This window comes from Romboutsia sp. MSSM.1001216sp_RTP31141st1_G3_RTP31141_220114 (assembly GCF_039031195.1).
Lineage (GTDB): Bacteria > Bacillota > Clostridia > Peptostreptococcales > Peptostreptococcaceae > Romboutsia_C > Romboutsia_C hominis.
Map to the genome: position 1 here is coordinate 222059 of NZ_JBCIUO010000002.1, position 16679 is coordinate 238737.

General features: G+C 26.0%; 16 protein-coding genes. 3 read left to right on the forward strand and 13 right to left on the reverse strand.

Features of this window, described 5'->3' with window-relative positions:
* Positions 1-81 precede the first annotated feature (81 nt).
* The 10 genes from ABCP60_RS06525 to ABCP60_RS06570 all read right to left on the reverse strand — a co-directional run bounded on the left by ABCP60_RS06525 (position 82) and on the right by ABCP60_RS06570 (position 11554).
* On the reverse strand, positions 82-1119 hold the full coding sequence (locus tag ABCP60_RS06525) for a PTS sugar transporter subunit IIC (protein WP_330617293.1): 1038 nt from the start codon (positions 1117-1119) through the stop codon (positions 82-84).
* 323 nt (positions 1120-1442) lie between these two features.
* Positions 1443-3155, reverse strand: coding sequence for a phosphoenolpyruvate--protein phosphotransferase (gene ptsP, locus ABCP60_RS06530; protein WP_343101486.1), 1713 nt, complete (start codon positions 3153-3155; stop codon positions 1443-1445).
* Positions 3156-3247: 92 nt separating this feature from the next.
* On the reverse strand, positions 3248-3508 hold the full coding sequence (locus tag ABCP60_RS06535) for an HPr family phosphocarrier protein (RefSeq protein WP_092924026.1): 261 nt from the start codon (positions 3506-3508) through the stop codon (positions 3248-3250).
* Positions 3509-3769: 261 nt separating this feature from the next.
* Entirely contained in the window at positions 3770-4981 is a 1212-nt protein-coding gene (locus tag ABCP60_RS06540; protein ID WP_343101487.1) for a patatin-like phospholipase family protein, read from the reverse strand.
* Between the two features lie 91 nt (positions 4982-5072).
* Positions 5073-5417, reverse strand: coding sequence for a hypothetical protein (locus tag ABCP60_RS06545; RefSeq protein ID WP_343101488.1), 345 nt, complete (start codon positions 5415-5417; stop codon positions 5073-5075).
* Positions 5418-5465: 48 nt separating this feature from the next.
* A complete protein-coding gene (locus ABCP60_RS06550; RefSeq protein ID WP_343101489.1) occupies positions 5466-7190 on the reverse strand; it encodes an Eco57I restriction-modification methylase domain-containing protein in 1725 nt (574 codons plus the stop codon).
* A gap of 41 nt (positions 7191-7231) precedes the next feature.
* Positions 7232-8134 (reverse strand): patatin-like phospholipase family protein, encoded by a 903-nt coding sequence (locus tag ABCP60_RS06555; protein WP_343101490.1) that lies wholly within the window; start codon positions 8132-8134, stop codon positions 7232-7234.
* 63 nt (positions 8135-8197) lie between these two features.
* Positions 8198-9826: a bifunctional diguanylate cyclase/phosphodiesterase gene (locus tag ABCP60_RS06560; protein ID WP_092924011.1), complete on the reverse strand. Its 1629-nt coding sequence runs from the start codon at positions 9824-9826 to the stop codon at positions 8198-8200.
* A gap of 149 nt (positions 9827-9975) precedes the next feature.
* Positions 9976-10812, reverse strand: coding sequence for an N-acetylmuramoyl-L-alanine amidase (locus ABCP60_RS06565; protein ID WP_343101491.1), 837 nt, complete (start codon positions 10810-10812; stop codon positions 9976-9978).
* Between the two features lie 97 nt (positions 10813-10909).
* Positions 10910-11554, reverse strand: coding sequence for an undecaprenyl diphosphate synthase family protein (locus tag ABCP60_RS06570; protein WP_092924005.1), 645 nt, complete (start codon positions 11552-11554; stop codon positions 10910-10912).
* A gap of 209 nt (positions 11555-11763) precedes the next feature.
* Here ABCP60_RS06570 and ABCP60_RS06575 point away from each other — a divergent pair, with 209 nt between their 5' ends.
* From ABCP60_RS06575 to ABCP60_RS06585, 3 genes are all read left to right on the forward strand, one after another.
* Positions 11764-12234 carry a DUF4358 domain-containing protein gene (locus ABCP60_RS06575; RefSeq protein WP_343101492.1) on the forward strand — a complete coding sequence of 157 codons (471 nt, stop codon included), beginning with the start codon at positions 11764-11766 and terminating at the stop codon, positions 12232-12234.
* A 69-nt stretch (positions 12235-12303) separates the two neighbouring features.
* Positions 12304-13680: an MBOAT family O-acyltransferase gene (locus tag ABCP60_RS06580; RefSeq protein WP_343101493.1), complete on the forward strand. Its 1377-nt coding sequence runs from the start codon at positions 12304-12306 to the stop codon at positions 13678-13680.
* A gap of 10 nt (positions 13681-13690) precedes the next feature.
* Positions 13691-14845, forward strand: a complete 1155-nt coding sequence (locus tag ABCP60_RS06585; RefSeq protein ID WP_343101494.1) for a DHHW family protein — start codon at positions 13691-13693, stop codon at positions 14843-14845.
* 167 nt (positions 14846-15012) lie between these two features.
* Here the strand turns inward: ABCP60_RS06585 and ABCP60_RS06590 are convergent, their stop codons facing one another.
* The 3 genes from ABCP60_RS06590 to ABCP60_RS06600 form a co-directional block, all read right to left on the reverse strand.
* Entirely contained in the window at positions 15013-16272 is a 1260-nt protein-coding gene (locus ABCP60_RS06590) for an ATP-binding protein (RefSeq protein ID WP_343101495.1), read from the reverse strand.
* A gap of 1 nt (position 16273) precedes the next feature.
* Positions 16274-16396: a cyclic lactone autoinducer peptide gene (locus tag ABCP60_RS06595; RefSeq protein WP_195928487.1), complete on the reverse strand. Its 123-nt coding sequence runs from the start codon at positions 16394-16396 to the stop codon at positions 16274-16276.
* A 96-nt stretch (positions 16397-16492) separates the two neighbouring features.
* The gene (locus ABCP60_RS06600) at positions 16493-16615 is read right to left on the reverse strand and encodes a cyclic lactone autoinducer peptide (RefSeq protein WP_195581402.1); all 123 of its coding nucleotides are present in this window, start codon (positions 16613-16615) and stop codon (positions 16493-16495) included.
* Positions 16616-16679 lie beyond the last annotated feature (64 nt).

Sequence of the window (16679 nt, forward strand, 5' to 3'; positions counted from 1 at the left end):
TTAAATTATTTCTTATTATATACTATGATAATATTGTAAAAAGTTTCATACTTTATTTAATAAATTTATTATTAACTTAATTTAATCATTATCATTTATGACATCTCCTCTTATTTTGTCAGCTCTTACTATCTTGTAGTTTTTGAATAAAGCATATCCTATATATCCACCTAAAACACTCACTACTATACATCCTGCTGCTGCTATTAAAACTTGTATTGGTGGATTGTAAGCAAACATTATAGCAAACCCAGCTATTGGTGTTGCTGTACCTGGAGTATTATTTACTAGTTGCATTAAAGCTACTATAACACCAGACATTGCCCCTCCTATAAAGTTTGTCGTATATACTGGTATTGGATTTGCAGATATTATATCTGACTGTGTAAGTGGCTCTATTGCTACTGATATTGTATCTTTTTTAGAACCAAATTTCATCTTTGAGAAGAAAATAAAATTCATAAATGAAGAACCAAATACTGCTAATGCACCTATGGCCATTGGAAGTCCTGTAAGACCTATTATAGATGTAAGTGCCATAGAACTAAGTGGTGCTGTTGCAACAACTGTTATAAGTCCACCAAGTATAATACCCATTATTATTGGTGATGTATCTGCTGCCTTTATTAAAACTTGACCTATTTGAAGTAAAGTATTATTTACTATAGGGTCCATTCCCATAGCTATAGCTCTACAAAGTGGTGCTCCTATAACTATGATTACTATTAAATCAAGTCCTGCTGGTACTTTTTTCTCAAAGAATCTAACCACAAAAGATGTTAAGTAACCTGCTATAAACCCTGGAAGTATACCAAATCCTGATACAGATAAACCTACAAGTACAGAATATACTGGTGATACTCCTAAAGCTAGAGGAACAAGTATTGCAGCTGCTACTCCTCCCATAGAACCATTTGCAGATCCTACACTTTCTAAAAACTTAAATCCTAATACTTCTCCAAAAAATGAGAAGTGGAATGCTTCAACTAAGAAACTTGCGCAAGCAGCACTAGCTAATGCTCCCATGGCTTTCATACCATATGGTGCTTTGTAGCTAAATAGAGTAAATAGTGCAAGGACTACTAAAAGTAATCCAGTACCCATTAATATTTCCATCATATTATTTGCCTCCTAAGCTGTCTTTTTTCTTAGTTTAGTTTTTACATTATTTTATTACTTATTCCTCTTTCTAGTAATTAATTTTAAAGTAAATAAAAACAACCCATATATGAGTTGCTTAAGAATTTTTCTTTATATATTTTTTTAATAATTTTATAAGTAATATAAGTGCGTATAATACTAATCATAAAATACCTATGATTATAGCAAAGCAAATTAAAACTATAGGAACAGCTACCATTTGTATATCCATTTTATTTTCACATGTAAAAGGATATCTCTTAAATTGAGATATCCTTTAAATTTTAGCTTTAATATTAAAATTAGAAATTAAAAGTCTTATCTACATGATTTTTTATTTCTTCTGCTGTTGATAATGATAATACTTCATCAGCAAATTTTTTCATATCTTCATATTTAACTGAAGTTATGAATTTTCTAGCAGGAAGTATTGATATTGGACTCATTGAGAATTCATCAAGTCCCATACCTAAAAGTATTGGTATCATTCTTTTATCTCCTGCAGATTCTCCGCACATTCCAACCCATTTTCCTTCTTTGTGTGCATTATCTATAACCATTTTTATAAGTCTAAGTACAGCTGGGTTGAATTGGTTGTATAAGTGACTTATCTTTTGGTTCATTCTATCTACTGCACAAGTGTATTGTATAAGGTCATTAGTTCCTATTGAGAAGAAGTCTACATGCTTAGCTAATATATCAGATATAACAGCAGCTGATGGTATTTCTATCATCATACCTACTTCTACATCTTTAGAATAAGCTATACCTTCTTTATCTAATTCAGCTAGTACTTCTTTTATAATTTCTTTAGCTGATAATAATTCTCCTAATGAAGATATCATAGGGAACATTATTCTTAATCTTCCGTGTACACTTGCTCTATATAATGCTCTTAATTGAGTCTTAAATATTTCAGTTTTATCTAAACATATTCTTATAGCTCTATATCCTAAGAATGGATTCATTTCTTCATCCATTTTAAAGTATGGAAGTTCTTTATCTCCACCTATATCTAATGTTCTTATAACTATAGGCTTATTATCCATTCCTTCTAAAACTACTTTATAAGCTTCGTATTGCTCTTCTTCAGTTGGGAAAGCATCTTCCTTGTCCATATATAAGAACTCTGTTCTGTATAGTCCAACACCTTCAGCATCGTTATTTATAAGACCTTCAACATCCTTAGGGCTTCCTATATTTCCAGCAAGCTCTACATGTCTTTCATCTAAAGTTATAGATGCTTTTCCTTTTAATTGTTGTAACTCTCTTTTATAATCTTCAAATTCTTTTTTAAGTTTAGTATATTTTTCTATAGTTTCTTCATCTGGATTAACTATAACTTCACCAGTATCTCCATTAAATACTACAAAATCTCCATCTTTTATAGTTTGTGTTGCATCATTAAGTCCTACAACTGCTGCTATTTCTAATGTTCTAGCCATTATAGCAGTATGAGAAGTTCTTCCTCCAATATCTGTTAAAAAACCTAATACCATTTTTTTGTTCATAGTGGCAGTATCTGAAGGTGTTAAATCGTGAGCTATTAATATAACTTCTTCTTCAAGACCTGCTAAATCAACTACTTTTACACCTAATATATGTCTAAGTACTCTATTTGTAACGTCTTTTATGTCTGCTGCTCTTTCTCTCATGTACTCATTGTCCATAGATTCAAACATAGCTACAAACATTTCTTTTATTTCATTTAATGCAAAATCAGCATTTACTTTTTCATCTCTTATTTTATTAGCTGCAGAATCTACTAATTCTGGATCTTCTAAAACTAATAAATGAGATTCAAATATTTGGGCTTCATGCTCACCTAATTCCTCAAAAGCCTTTTCCTTGACCTTAGTTAATTCCTCTTTTGAAATTTCTACGGCCTTTTGTAACTTTAGTACTTCCTCTTCTACATTATCTATCGACTTTTTTTCTATAACTAATTCACTATGTTCTACTATTAGTGCTTTTCCTAGAGCGATTCCAGGAGATGCTCCTGTTCCTTTATACATAGGTAATCCTCCTAACGATGCATTTTGAAATTTATATATTATTTATTTTCTATACCAAAGAAAACCTCGGCAAGTTCCCGAGGTTTATTTAACTACTCCCCAAATCCACTTTCTATTAATTCAGCTAATGCATTTACTGCAGCTTCTTGATCTTCACCATTAGCAACGATTGTTAACTCGTCTCCTTGAGCTAATCCTAAACTCATTATACCCATTATTGACTTAGCGTTAACTGTCTTTCCTTTAGCGTTAACTTCTACTGTAGATTTGAACTCAGCAGCTTTCTTTACAAACATTCCTGCTGGTCTAGCGTGTAATCCACTTGCATTTGTTATAGTTACTAATTTTTCCATTGTGAAACCTCCAATAAATTTCTTCTTTAAATATTGTTTATAGCTAATTTTTGCTATAATCCTTAATAATTATTTGTTATGCATATAATTATTTTATATGCCCTAAAAGCCTACCTACTAAAATTTTTAATAAAGACTTTTTAGTTTTTTAATTAATAGTATATTTATTAAAAATTCTCTTTAATGGTACTTTATTATTTTACAACAATGGTACGATTTTGTCCAATGGTACTTTTTATGTCCCACCCTGAGAAAATTTAACTAACCTTGTGTTTTAAAATCTTTCAAGAAATAATTGGTAATTATTTTTGCCAATTTATTTTTTTTTAAAGAAATTATAGCTAATGTTTCTGCATTTAATTTATGGCTATTATTATCTGTTATATTTTTATTAACAGTTTCTACTAATTTATTAAAATCATATAATTTTACTCTGCTTATATTATTTTCTTCAAGTTTCTTTTCATATATAGCATAAAATAAATCTTGATATGAGAATTCTTTTTCTAAATTAAGTAGCTCCCCAACTCTAGGTATAACACTTTCTAATAGGCATCTAGTACTTGCCTCTCTTTTTATACCTAGTACTGTACAAAGGTTTTCTATAGTTTCTTTATCTATATGTTTTAATTTATAAAAACAATATTCTTCATCATACTTATAATCTGCATTAAAATAGTATTTAATACCTTCATATCTATTGTAGGCTTTCATAGTGTCTAAATATCCTAAATCTATATTTCTCTTTACACTATCCTTGTCTTTATTTAAAGAGCCTCCTAAATACTCTGATGGTATTATGGTTTTTATATTTATATCTTGATGCTTGTTTAAGTTTTTCTTACCCAAAAAGTCATCTAATAATCTTATTACAACTAAATCTTCATATCCTTTATCTACTAAAAGGCTTATTGGCATATTATCAAAAAACATACCATCTAAATAAAGCTTATCATCTATTTTATCTAATTTAAATATAGGTAAACTTGCACTTGCTATTAAGTAATCTACTAATCTACCTTTTGGTATTTGTTCTAAGTACATAGGATGAGGATTTATTTTTTTATCCCAAGTAACTGTAACTAATCCAAAGTCACGTTTAGAGTTTCTAATTGCATCTTCGTTTAAGGTATCTTGGAGTAGTTTTTTAAGTGGACTTATATCAATACCTTCATTTTTTCTAGCTTTATTCATAAGCTCAATTACAGTATTAAAACTTTTGGTTGTAAAATCTACATTTTTATATTTTTCATATGTTTCTTCGTCTATATTCATAAAATGAGTATAGTCGTATTTCAACCAAATTTCCTCCATTACTTCTATGTCATTTTGAAGTATATAGGCTCCATTTAAAGCTCCTATTGATGTACCTGCTACACCATTAAATTCAATACCTAAGTCTATTAAAGCTTTGTAAGCTCCTATTTGGTAGGCACCTTTGGTACCTCCACCTTCTAAAATTAAACCCTTCATTATATCACCTATTTTATAAAGAAAGATATATACTTTTAGTAATTACATTTTATCATAAAAATAATAGAAAAGTATATATCTTTCAAATATTTTATCTTACTTCACTTATTGAACCTATTGTCTTTACATGCTTGTTAAACATTCGCTCTTCTATTTTAGATAAACTTACTTTATCCATTATATAATTATTTGAATCTATTAAATATATTCTCTTATAACCACTCTTAAAAAACGACATACATATTTTTTTTATATCATCATCTTCTTCACATTCAAATATATATGGCTCAACAACTAATCTATATTTACTTCCCCTTAATTCTCTTGTCATTTGTTTATAATTATTTAAAAAATCTTTAGCTTCACGGCTACTTATATACCCACTAACTTCTATATGAACAATTTGCCTCGTCTCATCTATATTAGCTTTTATCATATAGTCCCCTCCTTAAAATTAAGTTTTATACACTATATGAATTTCAAACTACATTAGTGATTTTATGTCTAATGAGTCTTTTATAAGATTATCTATTTCTAGTTGTAAGCTATCTATCTCCTTATTGTTATTTATATTATGTATTATTAATTTTGATAAATTTTCTATTTTATGATAATTATCATCTTTAAATATTTTTATTTTCATTACTTTATTTGGATAATAATCATAAATATTTTTACTTATCTTTTTAGCATTTATTTTATAATATCTATCATATATATTTGAGTTTAATATGCCAACTATATACTCTTCTGAAAACTCCTTTTTATATTCTTCTTTTATAAAAAATGAGTATACATCTGCACTACAAAAACTATTATTGTAATCTATTGCAAATTTATTTTGAGAAGATTTATAAGGATACATTATTTTTATTTGTTCAAATAAATTTTTATCTCTTCCCCATTGAAGTTTATACCACTTTCTTGTGTTGTTTACACATTCTCTTCTTTTGCATAGTTTATCTTTATATTTTCCTATTATTTCCCCTATTTCTAACTTATAATCATTTTCGTCTTTTATATCATCTGAATATATTAGTTTATAGTTGCTACTTGAAATTGTGTATTTATTTATATTTTTATTTTTTATCCAGTTTCTTAATAATTTTTTATCTACCTTGTTTATTTTTTCATCTTTTATATCTAGTACAAAAGCTTTGTCACATCCTGTGATTATCCCTTGAAAGCTTGTAACTATATCTTCTAGAGTATAATTACAATTATTTTGTATTTTATTATATAGTTTTTTATCATTTTCATTTAATATAATCCAATTTTCATCTAGGTTTTCTTGGTCTATGTAAAATTTTTCGAATTTATTATTTTTTAGTAGATATCTTAAATCTTCTATTTGCATATTTTCATTTACTGGTTTTAATATATCTATTTTGCTATTTTTATTTAAATCTTTAACTAAAGTTAGTATACAACTACAAATTCCTATATTTTTAAATACAGAAACTCCTAAAAAATCTATAATTTCTTTTATGTATGTATTTTTTGATATATATTTTCTTAAATGTTTTCCTGACGGGCTTTCTATAAAGTACCTAGGAGTTATTAAGCTACATACTCCACCTTTTTCTAGTAAATTTATGCACTTTTCATAAAAACAAAAATATAAATCAGATTTATCTCTATATGTATTTTTATATTCTTTAAGTAGGAATTTTTTATATTCTTTATCTAACTTTTTATGACCTATATATGGAGGATTGCCTATTATGTAATCAAATTTTTCATTAAAGTTATGCTTTAAGCTATCAGTACAGTATATATTTAAGTTTTTAACCAATATGCTATCGCCCTTTTTATTTAGAGACTCTATTAGTATATCTATTGCATCTTTATCTATATCGTATCCATATATACAATTACTTAATATATGACTATGAATATTTTCCAATATAAATTTATCTCCATATAGTTCATTTAATTTTTCTATATTATTTTCTATTAATTCATATAGTACATCATAAGCTTTTAACAAAAAATTACCGCATCCACAAGATATATCTAATACCTTTGGACACGGGTTATCTATTATATCATGTTTTTTTAATGTATTTTCAAGTATATAATCTACTATTTCTCTTGGTGTATAGTAAATTCCCTTTTCTTGTTTTTTTAATGTATCTAAGCTATTTTCATAGTTTTTAGATACTACAAAATTATCCCCCTTAGTGTGTTTTTCCATCTTCCCCTCCAAATTTTAATATCCCCCTTTTTATTGTAGCACATATAATTTATTTACTTCCATTTTGTGTTTAGCCAGTTAATAATATCTTTTACATCGTAATCATTAGAAACTTTATTTAAATAATCTAGAGCATTATAATTATCCATGCCTATATCTATATCTGTCTTAGGGTTTACTCTAAAATAATTATCTTCTAATAGCTTTTTGCAAAACTCGTTACTAGTACTTAAACTACTTTCTAGTACTACAGATATTATTGGAAAATCAGGTTCATTGCTTAATATCCAATCTAGTGCTCCCCATTCACTAGTATCTTCTATTATTTTATCAAATTTATATCCTGTACCTATTGATAGTATCCTCATATCGTTTATACTTTTACCAATCTCTTTTGACATTGCATATATCAAACAAGCTAAACTTGGGTTATTTTCCATTATCCCGCCATCTATATGATTTTTATAGGTTGGGAAAAAAATTAAAGCTGCACAGCTTGACATAGCAACATCTACAACTCTTGCATTTTCTGTTTCTGAATTTGGTAGATTGTTGTAATATATAGCTCTCCAAGAATTATTGTCATCCCCTATATAAAAAGTAGGAATTACAACGAGTTTTTTTAAGTCCTTCAATCTTAAATCCTCTGGAAATATACTAAGTAGTACTTTTTTTAAATTATCATTATTATATTTTGGTCTAAATATTTCTTGTTGAGGATTTTTAAATATATATTTAGCATATTCTAATGAATATAGTTTTTTTATACTTTCACAACTTAATCCATAAGAAAGACCTAGAGCTATTAAGCTACCTGTTGAAGTTCCCCCTAATAAATTAGTTTCTTTTAATATATTTGGGTACTCTTTTTGTATTTTGTCAAATAGTCTTATACTTAAAGATCCCCTAAGACCACCACCATCAAATGTAAGCATATTAAAAGTAGATTTGTTCATATTTTCCCCCATTAAAATTTACTTTAATGTAAATTATGCAAAAATAAATAGGATGGTACCATCCTATTTATCTTTATATAATGATTTATCTTTAATCAACCTATTAAAATTTTCTTCTTCTAATGGCTTTGAATATACATAGCCTTGCACGACCTCTGCATTTATATTTTTTAATATCTCTACTTGACTTGTATTTTCTACACCTTCGCATATAGTCATTAATTCTAAATCCTTTGATAAATTTAATATAGACTTTACCATAACTTGAGTTTTTAAATCTTTTTCTATATCATTTAAAAGTGATTTATCTAATTTTAAAACATCTATACATATATCTTTAAGGCCACTTAAGTTTGAATTTCCAGTACCAAAGTCATCCATAGCTATCTTTATACCTAAAGACTTTATATCACTTAATTTCTTGTTTATAAACTTTAAATCCTTTAAAGCTGTAGTTTCTGTTACTTCTATCTCTATTAAATTTGGATTTATTTTATATTTTTTTAACATTTCTTCAATAAAATCTACTAAATCCTTTTGGTATAACTCTACCCTAGATAAATTTATTGCTATTGGAACTACATCTAATCCTTCATTTTCTTGTTTCTTTATAATTTTACAAGCTTCTTCTAATACCCAACGACCTATTTTATTTATAAATCTAGTTTTTTCTGCTAAAGGTATAAATACCATCGGACTTATCATACCTCTTGTTGGGTGTTCCCATCTTATTAGAGCTTCTGCCCCTACTATATCTTTTGTGTGTATATTAAACTTTGGCTGATAATATAATCTAAGTTGATTATTATCTATAGATTTAAATAAATCCCTTTCTAACTCTATCAACTTTTTCTTTTCTTGTTTTAACTTTTCATCAAAGATTACATGACTTATATTATTTATCTCCTTAGATTTAATTCTAGCCATATCTGCATTACTTATAATTTTTTCTATATCATCTTCACCTTGTTCTACTTCACATAACCCAATAGAGACATTTACACTTATATTAAAATCTTTAAGATTTACATTTATAATTTTAGTTTTTATTAGTTCTAATATATCCTTTATATCTTCTTTTGATTTTATCTTAGTAATTATTATAAATATATCTCCTGTAATTCGACCGTAGATTCCTCTATCTTTGAAGTATTTATCTATGTTAATAGCAATGGAGTTTAATACTTCATCGCCGGCTTTATATCCATATACATCATTTATTATTTTAAATTTATCTATGTCAAAATTTATAGCTATTAGATTTTCATTTTTATTATCTGATAAATATTTTTTACCTTCAATTAAAATTTCATTATATCTTACGAACTCATGCATTTTCTTATAAGATTTTTTACCTAAAAATGTTTTTATTTTCTTATTTATGATTATAATTATGTAAATTATTATTAAAAAAATAATTATTCTTATTATTCCTATTTTTATAATATTACTTTTATCTAAGTAACTATATTTTATATAATTTCCATCTACATCATTTATTTTTAAAGAGAATATATGATTATTATCTCTAACGGCTTCGTCTAATTTTTCTATTGCCAATTCTTTTTTAATACTGTTTTCTATACCTTTTTCTGAGTGCAATATCCAAGAAAATCCAATTAGTAAAGCAATCAATATAAACAATATAATATTACTACAAATATACCTTTTATAATTCCCTCTTATTTTCATCTACTTTCCCCTATTTTTTTAATTCATTACTATAATATTGTAAATTAATTTTAAACTCAAATCAACCTAAATCGACATATACCTATCTAAATAGCTATGAAACTTAATTATAGTACCTTATAATAAAAAAGTAGCTAACTAATAGTTAACTACTTTTTACTATTTTTATCTAAAAATGATAGTATTCCTTGAGCAATTCCCTCTGATAATCTATTTTGATAAGTATTATCTAAAAGTTTATCTCTCTCTTCTTTATTACTTATAAATCCACATTCCACTACTACTGATGGCATATATGTTTGTTGTAATACTTGTATATGCTGTTGCTTTACGCCTCTATCTTTCATAGTTACATATGCTTTCATAGTGTTTTGTATAGTTTCTGCTAATTGCTTAGATTTATCGCTAGGGTCTGCATCTTGTCTATAATAAGTTTCTATCCCATTTGCAGTATTACCACCTGTTTCTGCATTCATTTGTATAGATATAAATGCATCTGCATTTTGAGAATTTGCAAGTATTGCTCTATCTGAAGTATTTAAAGTTTTATCATCAGTTCTTGTTAGTATTACTTGTATATCATTTTGATTTGATAAAACAGCAGCTACCTTCTTTGATATGTCTAGAGCTAGATCTTTTTCATATACTGCTTCATTGTCTCCTGGCGACTTAATTCCAACATTTCCTGTGTCATCTCCACCGTGACCTGGGTCTATTACCACAGTATGTTTTGCTTCTAGAGGTGTACTAGATTCTGACTCTAAATCAAATTGCTTATTTTCCTCTATTTCCTTTTGTTTTTGTATTTCTTGTGATTTAGCCTCTTTTATATTCCCTATAAGTTTAGAAGTAGATGCAGCAACTTTACTTATCCCAAATATTAGTGCTATGAATATACAAATTACAAAGATTAGCTTTTTCTTGTTGATTCTTCTTGTTTTAGTTTTTCTCACACTTTGCTTTCTTATATTCCTTCTTTTTGACATTGCTATCCCTTCCTGAAATCATTTTGAATTTCTCTAATGTATTTTAACATTTAAGAAGGTTAAATTGCAACTTAATGTCCTTATTTAATTGATGATTTTATCCTCCAAGGGTTATATCTTGTTGATCATACCAAGCTAATGCTTCATTTATATGATTTTTGTTAAAGTCAGGCCAATAATCATCTACTACATAAAAATCTGCATATATAGATTGTACTGGCAAAAATCCACTTAAACGTCTTCTACCACCCCATCTAATAATTAAATCTAACCTAGATACATCATTAGATTGTATATTGTTATGTATATTATTTTTATTTACTCCTTTTGCATTAGCTAGTGTATTTAAATCCCAATACCAACCATAATTAACTAATAAATTAGCTCTTATCTGACCTGGCTTTTCTTTAGTTCTTGTAGTATATGGTAAAAGTTCTTTGGGAAACATTTTAGAGTCGGAATTTCCTATTACTAATAAAGATGCTCCTTCATCTAAAAGCCTATTAGCTGCCTCAATACACGCTTTAGTAAATGACTCTGTCTGATAACTAGGTCTTCTTGTGTTATCTGTAGTAAATCCATAAAAGGTTACTTCTTCAACTCCTAAATCTCTTAACTGTCTATAACTTTCAATACCAGGATCTAATCCATTTTCATATCCTTTATCTTTTCCCATTCCTTTATCTTGTGCCCATCTTCTATTACCATCTGGTATTATCCCAACATGTTTTGGTATTCTCATATGCTTCACCTCTCTATTGGAATTATTTACAATTTTTCTAAAAATTACTCCTTATATATTAAATTTAATGTTCCTTACTTTTACATTTAATTATGTATATTTTAAATTTAAATGGTAATATCTACCAATAATTTTAATATTAAATTAATTGATTTTAACTATTACATATAGTAGACTATATTTAATATGGATAAATTTGGGAGGTTTTCATGAAAAAATTTTTAGCACTATTTACACTTATTTTTTCTTTAGGATTAGTTGGATGTTCATCTAAAGCTGAAGTTAAAGATGTCCCTGTAAATGATATAAAAGATGCTATAAATAATGAAGCCACTTTACCTGTTCAACCAGTAGCTGATGTAGATGCAAAAGACTTCTATATATTTGAATCTGTAAAAGATAATATACAAGAGGGCTTTGTATTACAGTCTATGATGAATGTCAATCTTCAAGATATTTTTGTGGTTAAGACTGACAATGTTGAAAAGATTAAAAGTGCTATTGATGAATATAAAAATGGTGATTCATTTAAAATGTTTGCAGATGGTTATGGTGGGGAAAATAATATAACTGCTGCAGCTAATTCAATATTAAAAAATAAAAGGAATTATGTTTACTTTATAGCTACTAATAATGCAACAGATGTAGAATCTAAAATATTAAAAGTAATAGAAAAATAAAAATATAAAAGCTGTCTCAAAATAAATTGTGACAGCTCTTTTTATATAAACTTTAGGAGGTTTATTAATTTGGTTTTTAGCAGTATAACATTTTTATTTTATTTTTTACCATTAGTTTTATTTTTTTATTTTATATCTCCTAATAAAATAAAAAATTTAGTACTTTTGGTTTTTAGTTTGATATTTTATGCATGGGGAGAACCTGTATATATTTTTATAATGTTGTTTTCTTGTATAGTTGACTATGTACATGCTCTAATAATTGATAAATACAGAGGAACTTTTAAATCTAAGTTAGCTTTAATATCTTCTATTATTATTAATTTAAGCTTACTTGTTTTTTTTAAGTATAGTGATTTTTTTATATCTCTACTAAATAGTTTAATCAATTTAAATATACCTTTATTAAATCTTAGTCTTCCTATTGGTATTAGTTTTTATACATTTCAAACTATGTCTTATAGTATAGATATTTATAGAAATGATTCTCCTGTTCAAAAAAATATAATAAACTTAGGTACTTTTATAACACTATTTCCACAGCTAGTTGCAGGACCTATAGTTAGATATCACGATATATCACATCAACTTATTAATAGATGTATTAGTTTTGATAAAATTTATGAGGGCGTTTATAGGTTTATAATAGGTATATTAAAGAAGGTAATAATTGCAAATAATCTAGGGGCTATATGGTTTAGCATTAAATCTACACCTTTTAATGATTTATCTAATTTAACAGCTTGGCTTGGAATAATCTGCTTTACTCTTCAGATATACTTTGATTTTTCAGGTTATTCTGATATGGCAATAGGTCTTGGTAAAATATTTGGTTTTGACCTTCTAGAGAATTTTAATTTTCCTTATATTTCAAAATCTATAACTGAGTTTTGGAGAAGATGGCATATAAGCCTTGGTATATGGTTTAGAGATTATTTATATATTCCTCTTGGTGGTAATAGATGTAGTAAGAGTAGATGGATTTTTAATATTTTTATAGTTTGGTTTTTAACTGGTCTTTGGCATGGAGCTAGCTTTAACTTTATATTGTGGGGACTTTACTTTGGTATTATTCTAATAATTGAAAAATTATTCTTATTAGAAATTCTAAAAAAACTACCTAAGTTTTTAAGTCATATATATGTTATGTTTTTAGTTATTATAGGATTTGTTATATTTGAGATAACAGATATTGATAGTATTTTAATCTATTTAAGCTCTATGTTTAACTTTAATAATACCTTTGTAGATAGTGCTTTTTATTATTATTTTATACCTAATATAATTTTAATAGTTTTTTCTATAATAGCATCTACTCCTATTATAAAAATAATTCTAGATAAATATGAAATTTTAAGATTTATAACTTTAATTGTTGGATTTATAGTGGCGACTTCATTTTTAGTAGACTCCTCTTTTAATCCATTTCTATATTTTAGATTTTAGGAGGTAAGCTTTGAAAAAGAAATATAATATTTTAAAACTTATGACTTTAATTTTTTTCTTTGCTTTTATATTTATAGTACCTTTAAGTACATTGTTTACTGAAGATAAAAAAATTAGTGAAATAGAAAATAAAATACTTACTCAGTTTCCACAAATTTCTCTAGAAGATATTTATAGTAAAAGATTCTTTAAGGATTTTGATAACTATACTTCTGATCAATTTCCGCTTAGAGCTAATTTTTTAGAAATAAAAAATTCTTTTAGTTATTTAGTAGGGCAAAGAGAATTTAGAGAAATATATCTAGGAAAAAAACATAGACTTATGGAAAAGTTTGTATTTAATCAGGATATAATAGATAAAAATATTTCCCAGGTCATAAATATGTCAAAATATGTTTACGATAAATATAATATATCTTCTACCTTAATGATAGTACCTAATTCTATAGCCTTTTATAAAGATGAGCTTCCTTCTTGGGCTATAACTGATAATCAATATGATGCTCTAAATTATATAAATAATAATATAAAATCTATTTCTAAAGACATAGAGCTATCTAATGGTAATAGTTTTATTAATTTTTATACTCCTTATAATGTTTTAAATAAATATAAACAATTACCAATATACTTTAATACAGACCACCATTGGACTCAGCTTGGGGCAAAAATAGCTTATGATGATATGAATAATACACTTAATATAGATAATATTTTAAAAGATTATAATAAAGTATCTAATAATTTTTATGGTACCTATTATTCAAAGGCAATGCTACCTATGATAAAAGGTGATGATATATACTCTTATGATAAATATAACAATTTTAATATAGCTATTGATTTTAATAAAAAATACAATACTTTGTATGATAAGGATAAGCTAAGTGGAAAAAATAAATATCAATACTTTCTTCATGGAGATCCTGGTATATGTCTTATAGATGGTAGTGGATATGGTGAAATTTTAATATTTAAAGATTCTTATGCTCATAACTTTATCCCCTTTTTAGCTTATGATTATGCTAAGATACATGTTATTGACCCTAGATATTATAAGGTAGATATAGATAAGTACTTAAGTGAAAATAATATTGATAAAATTCTTTATATACATAATCTACAAAGTATAAATACTTATAATCTCTATAGAAATATACTTTAAAATAAACATTATTAAAAAAGCTATGAAATGTATAGTTTAATCTATACAGTTCATAGCTTTTATACTATCTTAAATATTTATTTATATATTTAAAATATTCCCTTTATGTTTTGCTATAGTACCCCTGGTGATAAAATACTGTCTATAAAATTTATGACAACTATATTTTATACTGAAAATAATATTTTAAATTCTGTATAATCAACATTGCTATCTACATAAATCTTTCCTTTGTTCTTTTCCACTAATTCTTTTACTATTGCTAATCCAAATCCATTTTCTTTTTTATTCATATCTGTTTTCGTTGTAAAACCTTCATCAAAAATTTTATCAATTATTTTATCTTCTATTTTAGGTCCATTATTTTTAATACTTATGTATATATTATTAAATATTTTATATGTTTTTATAATGATTAAACCATTATTGCCTAATGCTGTTATAGAATTACTTATTATATTTGATAGTATTTTTTGCAGATCATACTCTGATATATTTAAGTTTTGGATGTCGCTTTCCTCTTCTACTATTATGTTTATATCTTTAAAATCGAAAGAATTAACTATACATGTAATTATAGAGTTTTCATTTGATATAATTTTTATATTACCTGATACTTGATTATTTCCATTTATTATATGTTTTAGAAGATCACCTAATCTTTCATATTGTTCCATTATATATAGTCCATTTATGTAAGAGATTTGTGAACCATAGTCATGCTTTATTTTTTTAAGTTCATTATTTTTATTACTTAATGCTGTATTTAACTTTTCTATTTCATTAATTTTTTTATTTATACTTAAAACATACATAAATAGTGATATTAAAAATACAATACAACTAATTATTATTAAATTTTTAAAAACAACACTATCATTTCCATGTATGATTAATGATAAAGAAAGTATATAGTCAAAAGAAAGTACGAAAAATACTCCAACTTCAAAGCAATATTTATATCTACTAAAAATATTATATATTGAATATATTTTATTTTTAAATACCAATATAAGTATTTCTATTGTATACATTGGTAAATACATAGTCAATATTGTAGATAATTCAGGATTATTTAATAGATCTTGTGTATATGACCAATGTATATTCCCAGCTATTATCACAGACATTTGCATTATAATGTATATTATAAAATATGAAGTTATTGCTTTACTATAATGGTTAAAATAAGAACATGCTATTATAACCATGTTAAGTATATTCATTATAATTATAGATAAAGATGTTCCTCCTATTAATTTAGTTACTATAATTATATTTGCAAATATAACTATAGCTGTAAGTATAAATTTAATAGTTCCATCCTTTTTGCTAATTAGTCCTTCTTTTTTCAAACAGTAGTACGGAAAATAACTTATTAATATAGACTGTATTATAGAATTTGTTATGTCTGCTATATTTAACATATTACCTCTTGTTTTTCATTGATTCAGGCATTTTCTCAGTCCCTACTAATAAAAGAGAAGCTGCTCCTGTATTCATAACAACTATTGATAATAAACACATTAACCCACCTATTATTTTTTTCATTTTGCTAGTCCCCCTTAATTTTGATTTTATATTTTTTATTAAACATAAGACATGAGTCTATAACTAATGTCCATGTTATCTGCTATAGTTAACATATTACCTCTTGTTTTTCATCGATTCAGGCATTTTTTCAGTTCCTACTAATAAAAGAGAAGCTGCTCCTGTATTCATAACAACCACTGATAATAAACACATTAATCCACCCATTATTTTTTTCATTTTGCTAGTCCCCCTTAATTTTGATTTTATATTTTTTATTAAACATAAGACATGAGTCTATAAC

What these genes read in the sequence shown, in the direction of transcription:
- ABCP60_RS06555 (WP_343101490.1), bottom strand. Translation starts at nt 8,134, where the DNA reads ATGAACAAATCTACTTTTAATATGCTTACATTTGATGGTGGTGGTCTT.
- ABCP60_RS06535 (WP_092924026.1), bottom strand. Translation starts at nt 3,508, where the DNA reads ATGGAAAAATTAGTAACTATAACAAATGCAAGTGGATTACACGCTAGA.
- ptsP (WP_343101486.1), bottom strand. Translation starts at nt 3,155, where the DNA reads ATGTATAAAGGAACAGGAGCATCTCCTGGAATCGCTCTAGGAAAAGCA.
- ABCP60_RS06575 (WP_343101492.1), top strand. Translation starts at nt 11,764, where the DNA reads ATGAAAAAATTTTTAGCACTATTTACACTTATTTTTTCTTTAGGATTA.
- ABCP60_RS06525 (WP_330617293.1), bottom strand. Translation starts at nt 1,119, where the DNA reads ATGATGGAAATATTAATGGGTACTGGATTACTTTTAGTAGTCCTTGCA.
- ABCP60_RS06545 (WP_343101488.1), bottom strand. Translation starts at nt 5,417, where the DNA reads ATGATAAAAGCTAATATAGATGAGACGAGGCAAATTGTTCATATAGAA.
- ABCP60_RS06590 (WP_343101495.1), bottom strand. Translation starts at nt 16,272, where the DNA reads ATGTTAAATATAGCAGACATAACAAATTCTATAATACAGTCTATATTA.
- ABCP60_RS06565 (WP_343101491.1), bottom strand. Translation starts at nt 10,812, where the DNA reads ATGTCAAAAAGAAGGAATATAAGAAAGCAAAGTGTGAGAAAAACTAAA.
- ABCP60_RS06600 (WP_195581402.1), bottom strand. Translation starts at nt 16,615, where the DNA reads ATGAAAAAAATAATGGGTGGATTAATGTGTTTATTATCAGTGGTTGTT.
- ABCP60_RS06595 (WP_195928487.1), bottom strand. Translation starts at nt 16,396, where the DNA reads ATGAAAAAAATAATAGGTGGGTTAATGTGTTTATTATCAATAGTTGTT.
- ABCP60_RS06560 (WP_092924011.1), bottom strand. Translation starts at nt 9,826, where the DNA reads ATGAAAATAAGAGGGAATTATAAAAGGTATATTTGTAGTAATATTATA.
- ABCP60_RS06540 (WP_343101487.1), bottom strand. Translation starts at nt 4,981, where the DNA reads ATGAAGGGTTTAATTTTAGAAGGTGGAGGTACCAAAGGTGCCTACCAA.
- ABCP60_RS06570 (WP_092924005.1), bottom strand. Translation starts at nt 11,554, where the DNA reads ATGAGAATACCAAAACATGTTGGGATAATACCAGATGGTAATAGAAGA.